Annotated in this window: 13 protein-coding genes and 1 other annotated feature; of the genes, 2 read left to right on the top strand and 11 right to left on the bottom strand. The window is 31.9% G+C overall.

Going from position 1 to position 15,628, the window contains the following annotated elements:
• Window positions 1-90: 90 nt before the first annotated feature.
• The 8 genes from AC0N0V_RS10490 to truA form a co-directional block, all read right to left on the bottom strand.
• Window positions 91-234 carry a hypothetical protein gene (locus AC0N0V_RS10490; RefSeq protein WP_474463965.1) on the bottom strand — a complete coding sequence of 48 codons (144 nt, stop codon included), beginning with the start codon at window positions 232-234 and terminating at the stop codon, window positions 91-93.
• A gap of 175 nt (window positions 235-409) precedes the next feature.
• Window positions 410-2,044 carry an aspartate 4-decarboxylase gene (aspD, locus tag AC0N0V_RS10495; RefSeq protein WP_474463966.1) on the bottom strand — a complete coding sequence of 545 codons (1,635 nt, stop codon included), beginning with the start codon at window positions 2,042-2,044 and terminating at the stop codon, window positions 410-412.
• Window positions 2,045-2,117: 73 nt separating this feature from the next.
• Window positions 2,118-2,537: an Lrp/AsnC family transcriptional regulator gene (locus tag AC0N0V_RS10500; RefSeq protein WP_474463967.1), complete on the bottom strand. Its 420-nt coding sequence runs from the start codon at window positions 2,535-2,537 to the stop codon at window positions 2,118-2,120.
• 415 nt (window positions 2,538-2,952) lie between these two features.
• A complete protein-coding gene (locus tag AC0N0V_RS10505; RefSeq protein WP_474463968.1) occupies window positions 2,953-3,705 on the bottom strand; it encodes an exodeoxyribonuclease III in 753 nt (250 codons plus the stop codon).
• 87 nt (window positions 3,706-3,792) lie between these two features.
• A complete protein-coding gene (gene aroC / locus AC0N0V_RS10510) occupies window positions 3,793-4,863 on the bottom strand; it encodes a chorismate synthase (protein ID WP_474463969.1) in 1,071 nt (356 codons plus the stop codon).
• Entirely contained in the window at window positions 4,841-6,127 is a 1,287-nt protein-coding gene (aroA, locus tag AC0N0V_RS10515; protein ID WP_474463970.1) for a 3-phosphoshikimate 1-carboxyvinyltransferase, read from the bottom strand. The genes aroC and aroA overlap by 23 nt, the downstream gene beginning before the upstream one ends.
• A gap of 40 nt (window positions 6,128-6,167) precedes the next feature.
• A complete protein-coding gene (gene aroB, locus AC0N0V_RS10520; RefSeq protein ID WP_474463971.1) occupies window positions 6,168-7,229 on the bottom strand; it encodes a 3-dehydroquinate synthase in 1,062 nt (353 codons plus the stop codon).
• Window positions 7,230-7,349: 120 nt separating this feature from the next.
• Window positions 7,350-8,087 (bottom strand): tRNA pseudouridine(38-40) synthase TruA, encoded by a 738-nt coding sequence (gene truA, locus AC0N0V_RS10525; protein WP_474463973.1) that lies wholly within the window; start codon window positions 8,085-8,087, stop codon window positions 7,350-7,352.
• 295 nt (window positions 8,088-8,382) lie between these two features.
• Window positions 8,383-8,629: a binding site (T-box leader), on the top strand.
• A gap of 78 nt (window positions 8,630-8,707) precedes the next feature.
• Between truA and asnA the strand changes: the two genes are divergently transcribed.
• Window positions 8,708-9,724: an aspartate--ammonia ligase gene (gene asnA / locus AC0N0V_RS10530; protein ID WP_474464505.1), complete on the top strand. Its 1,017-nt coding sequence runs from the start codon at window positions 8,708-8,710 to the stop codon at window positions 9,722-9,724.
• A 292-nt stretch (window positions 9,725-10,016) separates the two neighbouring features.
• On the opposite strand, the gene AC0N0V_RS10535 is transcribed toward asnA, so the two are convergent.
• The 3 genes from AC0N0V_RS10535 to proB all read right to left on the bottom strand — a co-directional run bounded on the left by AC0N0V_RS10535 (window position 10,017) and on the right by proB (window position 14,379).
• Window positions 10,017-11,681 carry a cell wall-binding repeat-containing protein gene (locus tag AC0N0V_RS10535; protein WP_474463974.1) on the bottom strand — a complete coding sequence of 555 codons (1,665 nt, stop codon included), beginning with the start codon at window positions 11,679-11,681 and terminating at the stop codon, window positions 10,017-10,019.
• Between the two features lie 223 nt (window positions 11,682-11,904).
• Window positions 11,905-13,161: a glutamate-5-semialdehyde dehydrogenase gene (locus AC0N0V_RS10540; RefSeq protein ID WP_474463976.1), complete on the bottom strand. Its 1,257-nt coding sequence runs from the start codon at window positions 13,159-13,161 to the stop codon at window positions 11,905-11,907.
• 84 nt (window positions 13,162-13,245) lie between these two features.
• Complete coding sequence (proB, locus tag AC0N0V_RS10545) at window positions 13,246-14,379, bottom strand: glutamate 5-kinase (RefSeq protein ID WP_474463977.1); 1,134 nt, start codon at window positions 14,377-14,379, stop codon at window positions 13,246-13,248.
• An 816-nt stretch (window positions 14,380-15,195) separates the two neighbouring features.
• Between proB and queD the strand changes: the two genes are divergently transcribed.
• On the top strand, window positions 15,196-15,627 hold the full coding sequence (gene queD, locus AC0N0V_RS10550; RefSeq protein WP_474463978.1) for a 6-carboxytetrahydropterin synthase QueD: 432 nt from the start codon (window positions 15,196-15,198) through the stop codon (window positions 15,625-15,627).
• Window position 15,628 lies beyond the last annotated feature (1 nt).

Genomic DNA, 15,628 nt, shown 5'->3' on the forward strand with positions numbered 1-15,628 from the left:
TTTTAAATATCGGATAAAATAAGATTTGAGGCAATTTATTGCTACACTATCTCTTATGTTGATGATGTTAATTATAGATTATCTTTATTACTATGGTTTAGTTTGATATTGCACGACATACCTTCCATCTTCTTCAGTCGTACTTAAAACCTTAAAGCCTTTCTTTGCTAACTTTTTAGATGCTTTATTAAATTGTTTTTCACCTTGATAAGTTCTTTCAGTTAATCTTTTCATAAGTTATCACTCCTCTTTCATAAGCATAGATATTTTAGCATATATAATATTTTATCCATCTTTTCATTTCTAACACCATAAAAATCATTTTATTAGTTTCGAAATTTTTGTATGAACTTGAGTATAATAAAAAACACCTCTATCAAAAGAAAGTTTTTGATAGAGGTGTTTTTTATTATAGTGCTTGTGATTCCTTCCATTCTCCAGCATAGTCTTCTAATATCTTATGAAGAACTTGGCCAATTCTTGAATAAGATTCATCATTAAGGTTTGCGAGTGATATTCTAATAGACCACTCTGGTCCATTGAAGCCACTTCCACTTAACAGCACTATGGAAGATTGCTCTGCTAAACGTATAAGAATATCTACCGGCTTGTAGTTATCCTGTAAGTATTTTGCAAATTCATCATTATAATTATGGCTTGCCCACTCTAGTAAATCAAATTGAGTGTAGTAAGCTGCATCAAAAGGATCCTCTCTTAGATTTAATCCTAATCCATCAAATAAAAGCTTTTGGCGACGACGACAAATATCCATCGTTAACTGCTTGTATTTATTCTCTCTATCTAATATGGCAAATAATGAAAAGAATGCCATTTGAACTTGTTGAGGAGTTGACAAACCTGCAGTGTGATTAAGTGCTACCTGTCTACTATCTGCTACAATTCTATCAATAAAAGGAATTTTATCAGGATTAGTAGAAATACCCGAATAACGCTTTCTTGCTCTTTCTTTTTTATCATTATCTTGTTGCCTTAACAACTTATCAAATACATTGTCTTCATAAAGCGCAATAGTTCCAAGACGCCAACCAGTTACTCCAAAATACTTTGAGAATGAGTACACTCCGATTGTATTATAAGGTAAATCTGCCATTAAAGAAGAAAAATTATTTACGAAAGTACCATATACATCATCTGAAATGATCATCAGATTAGGGTTATCCTTTCTAACGATATCTTTCAAATGTTTTATTGTTTCTGGTTTCATTGCCATAGATGGTGGATTACTAGGATTAACTATAAATAATGCCTTTATTGATGGGTCTCTCAGCTTATCCATTTCTTCAGAAGGATATTGCCATGTACGCACGCCATCTTCAGTTACCTCATCTGCTAAAACTTTTACAACTTCGAAATTGTATCTTGGTAAATGAGGTATTTCTAAGTAAGGTGTAAAGATTGGTGCCATTAGAGCAATCTTATCGCCCTTTGATAAGATGTTGTTAGCTAGTAGTGAGTCAAAAATATAACACATTCCTGCTGTTGCACCTTCAACAGCAAAAATTTTAAACTTTCTCTCAAGAGGTTCATTATAGCATAACTCTTGAATAAGATAGTCATGGACTATGCCTTCTACGTGCTTTAATATTCTATCTGGTTGAGGATAATTGTCACCAATAATTCCATCTGTCAACTCATATATCCAGTTATCAGGATTAAATCCTTTTACTGTAACACCATAATTAATCATTTTTCTTAGTAGTTCAATACCAGGGGCATTGCTATTAGTTTTTACAAACTCTAAAAAACGCTCTGAAATCCCTTCTTTTCTTGGCATGCCAGCTAAATCATCTTCATTCCATACTCTACGGCTTTCTTCTACAGCAAAATGGCCAAAAGTAAAGAAAGCTTCCCTCGGTGTTGCAGCAATCCAGTTAGGATTTCCTCTTCCTGCATCAAGCAGTGAATGAGTACCAATTTTCTTTGATTCTTCAGCTAAATTAATTAGTTTATCTTTAAGTTCAAAAGGGCTAATCTTACCATAAACCCTCTCAATTTCTTCACGATGAATACTAAAGTTATCCATGTTTAAATCCTCCTAGTTGTATTAATTTTATATAGTTGCATTCTGTTTTTATACATCAAAGTTAAATTCATATTTAAGTGTCTTTTTCAATTGAAGAAAGAATTATAAATGTTTCAGTTGTCCCAAACATCTGTAGTCTCCCTATTAGTTTTTCTAAACTAGCAATATCTTCGACTCTAGCTTTTAGAATCTTATTATATGGTCCTGTAACCTGATGACATTCAATTATGGAACTTTCAGTTTTAATAAATTCCATAAACTTTTCATTTCTCTGAGCCCTTAACCCTACGTTTATAAACACATTTATTTTCTTTCCAAGTTTGTCATAGTTTATTACAGCTTTATATCCAGATATTACATTGTCTTCCTCAAGCCTCTTTACTCTTTCTGCAACTGCTGGTGGACTGAGTGCTACCTTTTGTGCAAGCTCCTTCATAGGTATTCTGCCATCTTCCAAAAGCACTTCAATTATTTTAAAATCTGTAGCGTCCATATATTACCTCCTTGAGAAAAACTTTTTCTCTTATACAAAATTAAAATGAAAGCATCGCAGTTTTACAATTTATTTTTAAACTTACTACTAATTTTACACAAGTGTTATACCGTAAATTATTTAATAGGTACTTGTCAAATCTTGCGAGTTCCTAAATTAGTATTTAAATTTTAGCATATTGCATACATGATGTACATGCACAAAACAATGTTATTTATTGATTTTACATTGTTTAATTAATTATTTATTATATAAAAGCTAATTATCAAAGTAACTACTTAATAAATGGTTAATTAAATTAAAAACAAACTCACTTTACAACCAACATTTTAATATATGCTAGTTGTAAAATGAGCTTGTTCTTAAATAGGTTTCAAATTTGATGTTATTCGAGACAATAGTTGTTTTTAAACCATTATTTTATAACCAGTTCTACAGGACAGTGATCAGATCCCATAACTTCTGTGTGAATATCTGCACCTATTAATCTATCTTTAAGTGAGTCTGAAACGCAGAAGTAATCTATACGCCACCCTGCGTTGTTCTTTCTGGCACTAAATCTATAAGACCACCAAGAATATACTTCTTCCTTATCCGGATTGAAATATCTGTATGTATCTATAAACCCAGCATCCAGCAATTCAGTAAACTTTTCTCTTTCTTCATCTGTAAATCCAGCATTTTTTCTGTTTGTCTTAGGATTCTTAAGATCTATTTCCTTATGAGCCACGTTCAAATCACCACATACAACTATAGGTTTACTTTCTTCCAAAGACTTTAAATAACTTCTAAAATCATCTTCCCACTTCATTCTATATTCAAGCCTAGCCAATTCCTGCTGTGAATTTGGTGTATATACTGTTATCATGTAAAAATCATCAAATTCTAGCGTTATTACTCTCCCCTCCTTATCATGTTCTTCGATTCCAATCCCATATGTAACGCCTAGTGGCTCTATTTTTGTAAATATAGCAGTTCCTGAATACCCCTTCTTTTCAGCATAGTTCCAGTATTGATGATATCCTTCAAGCTCTAAATCTATCTGGCCTTCTTGCAATTTGCTTTCCTGTATGCAAAATATATCTGCATCAACTTTTTTGAAAAAATCTAAAAAGCCTTTTGTAACACAGGCTCTTAGTCCGTTTACATTCCATGATATTAGTTTCACTTCAATTCCCTCCATGCTATAAATAAAAGTATTTTCTAGTCTTAATACATAGGCTTATTATACCACAAACTCCAAATGTAATTTAAGTTAATATAAATCAAGTATTGCTATAGCTGTAACTGCTTCCACTACTGACACCGCTCTAGGTACAATGCAAGGATCATGTCGTCCTATTATCTCTATTTCAGTATTTTCTTTAGTTTCAATATTTACAGTCCTTTGAGCTTTACTGATTGAAGGAGTAGGTTTTATTGCGACCCTAAAAACTAAGGGCATTCCATTAGTAATCCCACCTAAGATTCCACCATTAGCATTACTAAAGGTTTTTATTGTTCCTCCGCTAGCATAATATTCATCATTAGCCTCTGATCCCTTCATTTTTGTAATATCAAATCCTGCACCAAATTCTACCCCCTTTACTGCTGGAATAGAGAATAATAATTGTGCTAAAGTGCTTTCTACTGAATCAAAGAAAGGATTTCCAATTCCCACTGGTAGATTAATTACCGCAGTTTCAATTACTCCTCCCACTGAATCCTTTTCTTCTTTTGCTTTTATAATAGCTGCTTGCATTTCTAAGCCTATTTTTTCATCTATTGCTGGAAATGAATTTTCCTTTAAAATTTTTAATATTTCGCTATTTACATTTACCGAATCAAAACTTTCATCCTCAGTTTTTTCAATACTTTTTATATGACTTCCAATAACTATGCCTTTTTCCTCTAAAATCTGTTTACATACCGCACCTGCAAATACTAATGGGGCTGTTATTCTTCCTGAAAAATGGCCTCCTCCTCTATAATCATTAAATCCATCATACTTCACATATCCTGTAAAGTCACCATGAGAAGGTCTCATTAAATTCTTGGTTTTTTCGTAGTCTTTTGAATGATGATTTGTATTATAAATTATTGCACAAAGAGGTGTCCCAGTGGTTTTTCCATTAAAATATCCACTCAATATCTGAAAGGTATCTTCTTCCTTTCTTGCAGTAGAGAGTTTATTTTTTCCTGGAGCTCTTCTTTCCAGTTCTTTATTAATATAGTCTAAATTTAGGTCTATACCTGGTTCAAGTCCATCTATATTTATTCCTATAGCTTTTCCATGTGACTCTCCAAAAATAGAGAGTTTAATTTTATTCCCCCAAACTCCACTCATTCACCATACCTCCTAGTTTCCTGAAATGATTCCAAAAATCGGGATAAGACTTTTCAATACAATGAGAGTCTTCTATTACAATAGGTTCTTTGCATTTTAGTGATGCTACTGCTAATGCCATAGCTATACGATGATCATTCCAACTTTTCACAGTTCCGCCTATAAGAGTTTCCCTTCCTCTTATTATCAGTCCATCTACTTTTTCCTCTATATCTGCCCCAATTTTGTTGAGTTCAGTAGTTATGGCAGTTAATCTATCAGATTCCTTAAATCTAAGTCTTGATGCATTTGTTATTTCTGTTGTTCCATCACTTAGTGCCGCCAATACTGCCAAAGCAGGTACTAGATCTGGAAACTGAGAAGCATCTATAACAATGCCTTTAGTTTTGGACGGTAAAGCTTTAATTTTATTTCCTTCTACAGAAATTTCTCCACCCATGGTTTCAATTATTTCTAGTACAGCCTTATCTCCTTGAAGAGAATTCATATTTACCCCATCACAAGCTACATCCGCTCCCAGGGTACCTGCAACTAACCAAAAAGCTGCTTGTGAAAAGTCTCCTTCTACTCTATAGTCTGAGGACTTATATATTTGATTACCTTTTATAAAAAATTCTTTGTAGTTATCATTTTGAATATCTACGGAAAAGGTTTTGAGAGCATCTATAGTTAAATCTACATAGGATTTAGATTCTAGCTCTGTTGTAACTATTATGCTGGAGTCTCCTTCCAAAAGTGGGAGCGCAAACAATAAACCGCTGATAAACTGAGAACTTACGTCTCCTTTAACTCTATATTCACCAGCTTTTAATTTTCCTTCTACAGTTAATGGAAGCCTACCGTCTACATTCTTATAATGAATTTGTTGTTCATCAAATATTTTATAATAATCTTCAAGAGGTCTTTCTACAAGCTTACCTCTTCCAGTAAAGGTAACTTCGTTTCCTATAGTAGCGGCTATAGGTATTAAAAATCTCAAGGTAGATCCTGATTCAAAACAGTCAATTTTGGTATCTCTAGGCCCTAGCTTACCGATACTCTTTACCTTTATTTTTGAAGCTTCTTTATCTAGTGTTACCTCTACTCCTAGATTACTCATAGCTTTACAGGTAGCCTCAACATCTTTTGAAAAAACTACATTACTAATATTGCTAACACCTTCAGAAAGTCCAGCACAAATTACCGCTCTATGACAAAGGCTTTTTGATGTTGGAATTACTATCTCTCCCTCTAGCTTACTTTGGATAAGCTTTACATACTTCATAAGTTTCCTCCTAGTTCTGCAAAAATTAAATAAGTAATAACTAAATATAATAATCTAATTCATTTAATCTAATTTTTTTAATAGCGCCTTCACCAATTTTTTTTAGAACAATTAAATTAATATTCTCTCCACTAATCTTTTTATCTAAAACTATAGTATTAAGTACTTCAGCCCTATCCATTGTTGGTATCTTGTATGGAAGTTCGTATTTTTTCAACACCTCTTCAATATATTTTGAAGCACCTTCTTCTGTAATATGAAGCTTTTCGGTATTTTTAGTTATTTCTAACATTCCAATGGCCACCCCCTCACCATGGGTAAATTTTTTATAATTAAAGTATTTTTCTACTACATGACCTAGTGTGTGACCAAAATTTAAAAGCATTCTTTCTCCGAAGTCTTTTTCATCTAATTCAACAACTAATTTTTTTATACTGCAGCACTTGTATATTAGAGAATCTATGTTATCTAAAAGTTCTTCATTGTTAGTATAATTCATCAATTCATTGATAATACTTTTATCTTTTATACATCCATATTTTATGACTTCTGCTAATCCATCATGTAAAAACCTCTTATCTAATGTCTTTAAAAACTCTGGATCTATAAAAACTGCCTTTGGGTGATAGAACCTTCCCACCAAGTTTTTGCCACTAGGCAAATCTATTGCAACCTTTCCACCCACACTGCTATCTACTTGGGCTAAAAGAGAGGTTGGTACTTGAATATAAGAGACTCCTCTTAAATAAGTTGAAGCTGCAAATCCTCCTAAATCTCCTATAACACCGCCACCAAAGGTTATTATCAAGTCTCCCCTACCTAGCTTAAAACCTGAAAGTTTATCGTATACTTTCTTAAGAGTATCTATAGACTTACTTTCTTCGCCAGGCTTTACTACTATAGTTTCTGTGATAAATCCCCTATTTACAAGTGCTTTACTTAGGTTTTCTACATATAACTTTTCTAAATTACTATCAGTAATTATAGCAATCTTTTTATCTACGTAATTTTCAGCCAAGTGCTGTTCTATCTTACCTAAAATATTTCTTTGTATATAGATATTATAGTTATTGTTTTTAAGGCTTATTTGAAGTTTTTTCATATTAAAATCATCTTCTTTCTTTTTCCATAAGCTCTAATAAAAAATAAGGCCCTCATGAGCCTTATTTATAAATCAGATTTATGACATTTATGCCTTCAGAAATTTTCTACAATTTCTTTTCTAATATTGAATGTTTTTTAAGCACAAACCCTTTGCTTGTGCAATCGGTCCTGCTTCTGATCGCTTCTTTTGACTCAATATTTTTTCTACATCATTCGCTTTAAGATTACCTCTGCCTACTTCTAAAAGAGTTCCTGCAATAATTCTTACCATATTTAATAGAAATGAGTTTCCATTTACCTCAATCTCTATTATACCATCATTTTCTCTTATATCTATATAATTGATAGTTCTAATAGTTGGTTTAGTATTAGGTCTTAAGCTAGTAAAGCTTTGAAAATCGTGGGTTCCGATTAGAATTTCTGATGCATTTCGCATTTCATTTAACTCAAGTTCCTCATCAGTATGATAAGCATATTTTCTATTAAATACATTTCTAAATTTATTATTATCAATAGTATATACATAAGTTTTTGATTTTACATTATATCTTGCATGAAATCTTTCAGTTGTGTCTTTCATGGATTTTACAACTATATCTTCAGGCAAAAATTCATATAAATAATCTAACATAAACTCTATAGTAAAAGTACAATTAGTACGGAAGTTTGCTATGTAATTATCTGCATGAACACCTGAATCAGTTCTTCCACACCCTATTACTTGAATATCTTCTCCTGTCATCTTCGATAATACATTTTCTATTTTCTCCTGAATTGTAGATATACCTTCTTTTTGTTTTTGCCATCCCTTATATCTAGTTCCGTCATATTGTATTGATATTTTTAAGTTCCTCATATTGTACCACCTTTATTTCTACATTTTTAAATATTATAGCATATTGTAGAAAAAATCTCTTTGAATTCTAATAGATTTTTTAATTTACTATAGATTAATTAGTTGATAAATATATAGCATAAAATAACATCTTATTAAAAATAATATAGAACAAGTGATAATTAATCAATAATTTGAAGTCATAACTTACTATATTTTAAAAATATAATAAAAAAAGTATTAAATTCATATTGACATACTTTAAAAATGGAATTATAATTAATTCAACAAGTAAGCAATAAAAAACATAAACAACCTAAAAACTATGAAGAGAAGAGTAGTTATAAGAATATTTTTAGAGAGTCAGGGATGGTGGAAGCCTGATAAGATTCTTATATATGAAGAACGTCTCGGAGTTTCTAACCGAAATCTTTTGAAAGTAGGCTTAGACGGAGCCATGCCGTTAAGTATTGGACAGTATCGAATTATTATTCTGTACTGATTTAAGTGAGCTAATTAGCTAATTTGGGTGGTACCGCGGAAGTTTGCCTTTCGTCCCTTTTATGGGATTGAAAGGCTTTTTTTATTGTAAAAAATATAGTAGTTAATATATTAAATTGTAGGAGGAATAAATTATGGAAATGTTATGTAGTTCATTAATTAAACCAGAGGGATATAAGCCACTTCATAGTGTGATAGAAACTGAAAGAGGAATAAAAAAGCTAAAGGACTTCTTTGAGAAAAGAATTGCAGAGGAACTTAACCTTACAAGAGTCTCTGCACCAATATTTGTAAAACGTAGTACAGGTGTAAATGATAACTTGAACGGTATTGAAAGACCTGTTGCCTTTGATGCAAAAGGAATAGATGATTCTGATATTGAAATTGTTCAGTCACTTGCAAAGTGGAAAAGAATGGCACTTAAGAGATATGGCTTTGCTGTTAACGAAGGTCTATATACTGATATGAACGCAATAAGAAGAGATGAGGATTTGGATAACCTTCATTCAATATATGTTGACCAATGGGATTGGGAGAAAGTTATAACTAAAGAAGATAGAACACCAGAAACTTTAAGAACTACTGTAGAATCCATATATAGAGTGTTTAAGGATACAGAAGACTTTGTATGCGGATTATATCCAGCTATTGATAAGATACTTCCCGAGAAAATTACTTTTATAACTTCACAAGAACTTGAGGATAAATATCCTGAGCTTACACCAAAAGAAAGAGAAGATGCTATAGCAAAAGAATATGGAGCAGTATTTATATCTCAAATAGGTAAAGCTTTGAAATCAGGAGAAAAACACGACGGAAGATCACCAGACTATGACGATTGGGAATTAAACGGAGACATACTTTTCTGGTATCCTATTCTTGATAGAGCAGTTGAGTTATCTTCAATGGGAATAAGAGTTGATGAAGCTGCACTTATTAAACAATTAGAAATAAGAGGATGTCAAGACAGAAGAGAACTTGAGTATCATTCAATGCTTATAAATGGTATGCTACCATACACTATTGGTGGGGGAATTGGTCAATCAAGAATTTGTATGTTCTTTTTAAGAAAAGCTCATATAGGAGAAGTTCAAGCTGCACTATGGCCTCAGGAAATGCTTAAAGAGTGTGAGAAACAAAATATACTTTTATTATAGTGAAATTTAAGCATATATTTTATTGAACTTATATGTAGATAAACCAGTGCAAAGTTAGACTTATCCGCCAGGATATATTGTCAGTTCCTCGACACTATAAATACTTTTTTATGATTCTAAAGCTTGAACTTCATAAAAACCTAAGAACTTTAGAAACTCGCTTCGCTCAGACAGTCTAAAGTTCTAAGATTTTTATAAAGTTCAAGCTAAGAATCATTAAAAAAGTATTTAAATGTGATTTCAGAACTGACAATATATCCTTCTGAATAAGTCTAATTTCTAATTGATTTATTTACTTTATTATTTTAAATTCATATCCCTGATCTTTTAAATACTTTATAACTCCAGGTACAGCTTTTGCTGTTTCTTCTTTGCCATAGGTATCGTGCATTAATAATACTACCTTTTGTTTATTTCCTACTGTATTTTTCACCTCTTGTAGTAGCTCTTCTGAATTTTTCTTTTTACCTTCTGCATCTGCATCATAAGCATTCCAATCAATACTATACATATTATTTTCTCTTAGAACTTCATTAAAATTACTTAAATTGGGATCATGGTAATAAACCCTAGACATGTATCCTCCAGGCATTCTCGTAACTCTTGTACTAAATTCTTCCCCAATAACATTGCTTATAGCATTATTGGTTGCTCTTACTTCCTGCATGTATTTTGATGCATCAACCTTATTTCCAGGATATAAAATTTTAAGATTATGAGTATAGGTGTGGTTTCCTATAGCATGTCCGTCTTCCAAGATCCTTTTGACAAGATTTTTGCTATTTTCATTGGCCTCAATGTTAGTTCCTATCAAGAAAAAAGTTGCCTTTACATTATTTGCTTTTAATGCATCTAATACCTGTGGAGTTACTGTCGTAGATGGGCCATCATCAAAGGTTAAGAATACTATTTTCTTTCCATCATTTTCCGCATTGTTTTCTAATATTTTATTAACCTTTTCAGCATCATAAGCATAATTATCTTTAACTATTTTCCTATCACTTAGTAGAGTTTGTGCAGCTTCATCTGGCATAATTCCCTCTCCACCTAATATTCTTAGCTCATTTATTAGGGGTATTTTTGAAGCTATTGCTGTTTTTAAAAGCATTACATTGCCATCAGTGAATATAATTGGAGAATTTGTTTTAGCTGCAGCAGCTGCACCTGATAATGTATCTGCAAAACTCTCACCGGTTGCTGCATAAATATTACTAAAATCTAGCGCGTCAGAAAACTCGTTAATTACTTTTATATTTGTCTCATATCTGTCCGTGCCGCTTATCCTCTTTGAACCTGTAATAATTTTGTCAATATCACCACTAATTGCACCTTCAGCACCAATTATATAACACTTTTCCACACTGTTATTTTGTATATAGTTCTTGAAATCTTCCGTTAAACCAAGATTATTAGCTAGTATTATAGGCATCCCTTTCACTGCAGCTATAGGAGCTATAGACAAGGCGTCTGGAAAATTTTCTCCTGAGGCTATCACTACACCATTGCTGCTGCCTATAAATTCTGCGACTTTTAAACTAGTGTCGTATCTATTATTCCCTGAAATTCTTTGATAGTCTATATTTAGTTCATATATTTCTCTTTCCATTTCCTCTGCTATAACACCTGAAGCTCCTATTAAAAATACTTTTTTAACATTTAATCTGGTTAACTCATCTTTTATACCGTCTTCTAAAGCATTTCCTCTAGTCAATAGTATAGGCGCATTGAACTTCTTAGCTAAGGGAGCAGCACACAAGGCATCCGCAAAACCCTCTCCTGATACTAAAACTGCATATTCTGACTTGTCCCAATTATTCTTACATATATTAATGGATGTAGCATATCTGTCACTACCCCCAAATCTTTTTTGAATTGGAGCCGCAGAAACCTTAGTGGATATGATTAGTAAGCTAGATATTAAATAACCTGCGATAAACAAACGTCCCTTTTTCAGCATTTTATTTTCTCCCCCTCAGTGTCATCAGATAAAACTATCTCTGCAATGCATTAAATTTAATTATCTAATAACATTATACCATTTATTACCAAATACAAAATAATAAAATTTTATAATATTGCTGATAAAATTCTTTAGTTAACTTCTCCTAACTCTATGCTTAATTTTTTAGTGAAACAACAAATAAAAGATGCGGCAAAATCACCGCATCTTTCTATTATCATTACTCCCTTATTTGTCCATCCCCATAAATAATATATTTTGTACTTGTAAGTTCTTTTAAACCCATTGGTCCCCTTGCATGGAGTTTTTGAGTGCTTATTCCTATTTCTGCTCCAAATCCAAATTGGCTTCCATCAGTAAATCTTGTGGATGCGTTAACGTAAACGGCTGCTGCGTCCACCTCTTTTAAAAATCTTTGAGAATTTGAATAGTTATTTGTAATTATAGCTTCTGAATGTTTAGTACCATAAAGGTATATGTGCTCTAAGGCTTCGTCTAAGGAATTTACTATTTTAATTGCTAATATTAAGTCTAAATATTCTGTAGCCCAATCTTCCTCTGAAGCTGGCTTAACACCTTCGAGTATCTGTTTAGTCGCCGAACAACCTCTTAATTCCACTCCTAGAGTTCTTAGCCTTTCAGCAAGGTTAGGCAAAAACTCACTTGCAATTTTTCTGTGTACAAGTAGTGTTTCCATAGCATTGCATACACCTGGTCTTTGAGTTTTGGCGTTGACTATTATATCTTCCGCTGACTTTAAGTCTCCATCCTCATCTACATACACATGGCAGTTTCCAACACCAGTCTCAATAACTGGAACAGTAGAATTATTTACAACTGACTTTATTAATCCTGCTCCGCCTCTTGGTATTAGTACGTCTATATATTCATTTAACTTCATAATAACATTTACCGCTTTTCTATCCGAGGTTTCAATAAACTGTATGCATCCCTCTGGCATACCATTATTTATAGCTGCTTCATATATTGCATTAGTTATTGCAATATTAGAATTAATAGCTTCTGATCCACCTTTTAAAATTACAACGTTTCCTGATTTTAAGCATAAGCCAGCAGCATCAACTGTAACATTAGGACGTGCTTCATATATAATACCCACTACTCCAAAAGGAACTCTTACTTGTCCAATAGTAAGATTATTAGGCTGTTTCCACATTCTTATCACTTCTCCGTTTGGATCCTCAAGGGAAGCTACGTTTCTTAGTCCTAAAGCCATATCATTTATTCTTGCTTCATTTAACATAAGTCTATCTATCAAGGATTTAGATAGTCCTTTATCTACCCCATTTTTAACATCTTTTAAATTAGCTTCAATAATATCTGACATTTTATATATTAATGCATCTGCCATAGCAATTAAAGCTTTATTTTTATCTTTTGTACTAATTGTAATCATCTTTCTTGAGGCTTCTTTGGCAAATTTAGCTTTTCCAATCACATATTGTTCTATATCCATTTATACTCCCCCTAAATTGAAATCAAGTATATTTAATGATTAGTTTCAATCTTTTGAACTAATCTTTTATAAAATTTAATTGTTTTATCTTAATATAGCCAAGTTGTTTTTATGAATTATTTCATCATAGTCCTTGTAACCTAACTTACTCTCAATTAGAGATGAATCTACGCCTTTTATAACATTTAATTCTAAGGAGTTATAGTTTGAAATTCCATGTGCTATTTCGTTTCCATCCCTATTTACAATCGCCACAACTTCTCCTTCATTAAAATTACCCTCAGTAGCTATAACTCCTATAGGTAGCAGACTGCTGTTATTTCTAATTAAAGCCTCTTCTGCACCTTCGTCAACTACAATTCTAGCCTGAGGTTTCACTCCAAAGGCTATCCAGTGTTTCTTTGCCTGAAGCCTATTATCGTTTGATGCAAACAAAGTACCTAATTCTTTTCCTTCTAGCGCATCATTTATAATATTATTTACACTCCCATTTAGTATAAGCATTGGTATTCCTGACGCAGAAGCAATTTTTGCTGCATTAATTTTAGTTATCATTCCACCAGTTCCTAGATCGCTTCCCTCTCCACCTGCTGACCCCTCAATTTCTTGTGTGACTTTTTCTACATTATATATAAGTTTAGCATCAGGGTTATTTTTAGGATTTGAGTCATATAAGCCATCTATATCACTTAATATTATTAATAAATCTGCTTCTACAAGACTTGCAACCATAGAAGATAAATTATCATTATCACCAAACTTTATTTCATCTACTACTATGGCATCATTCTCATTAACAATAGGAATGACACCTTGCTCAAATAAAGTAAAAAAAGTGTTCCGTGCATTTAAAAATCTCATTCGGTGAGAAAAATCCTCTCGTGTTAGAAGAATTTGAGCAACAATTTTTCCATATTCCGCAAAAATCTTCTCATACATATGTAATAATATGCCCTGTCCTACAGCAGCCGCTGCTTGTTTTTCTGGTATAGTTTTAGGGCGATGCTTAAGTCCTAGTCTTCCCCTTCCTGCTGCAATCGCTCCTGATGATACTAGCACTATCTCTAATTCCCTATTATTTATATCTACCAATTGTCTAACAAGACGCTCAATACGATTTATATTGAGATAACCAGTAGCATGAGTTAATGTTGAACTACCTACCTTTACAACTATTCTTTTTACATTTTCTAAGAATTCTCTTCTATTTACATCCATAATAATTAACTATAAAATAGTCTTCCTCCTTTTTATGATTAATCTTTATTTATTAGTTATTAAATTAATAAAAAATCTTTCGCTTTTATAATCATGGCTTTCCATACTTATAAAAGCGAAAGACTAAAATTCTGCCGTACTAATTCTTTACAATTATATATAGTAGTTATACTTATTATTCCGCTAATTTTAAATAAACAAAGTTGTTTCATCGGATAGAATATTAGGATTTTTGTCTTCAGCTAAGAATAAACAGACTAATTTACGTTTGGTAATTAATGCTTGTCCTTGAAATAACTTATAAATACTATATTATTCTTTTGTAGGAATGTCAATATATTTTTTATTTTCAAATAAACGATATATTATTTAACTATATAGTTCTTTTTGGTAGTTAACACAAAAAATTGGTTATATTATAACAACTAACCTAATAGAAAATTATTTTATTATTCTATGCAAATCTATTAGCTGGTTACGGTAAAAGAATATAAATGAGTTAAAATGCTATAACATTATTTTAGATTTTCATTTGACTTACCTTTTAATATATAGTAAACTATACCCTGGTTAAATAAAATATTGAAGACAGTTCGTTGTTACCATCCTGTCTATAAACAAAACTAGGGATTAGCTACCTTTGGGTAGTTTTTTGTTTAAGGGCAGATTCTGCCCTTTTTTTATTTATAAAAATATTATGATGATATTGAATTAAAAAGTTATTCTTAAAGAATGTAGATGTAAAAGACTCAGTTAAATATTATAACTGAACGCTTAGTATATAAGATTTTAAGCAAGTATTTTAGGAGGATACAAATGTATATTTTAAAAGCAGAACACAGCTTCGATAGTGCGCATTTTCTTGCAGGATATGAAGGTAAATGTGGCAATATTCATGGACATAGATGGAAGATTGAGATTGAAGTACAATCGGAAAGGTTAGTTAAAGGTGGACAGCTTGATGGTATGGTAATAGACTTTGGTGATTTAAAAAAAGATATTAAGGATATGGTAGATTATTATGATCATGCCTTAATTATAGAAGAAGGAACAATGAGAGAAGAAACATTAAAGTGTTTAATGCAGGATGGATTCAAAGTAATTAAGGTTAACTTTAGATCAACGGCAGAAAATTTTGCTGCATTTTTCTTTAAACAAATGAAGGATAAGGGGTACAACGTAAAGAGGTCTACAGTATATGAAACCCCAACTAACAGCGCCATATATGAAGAAAGTGGGGTTAACTAAT

The sequence above is a fragment of the Clostridium sp. CS1-1 genome (assembly GCF_056135525.1).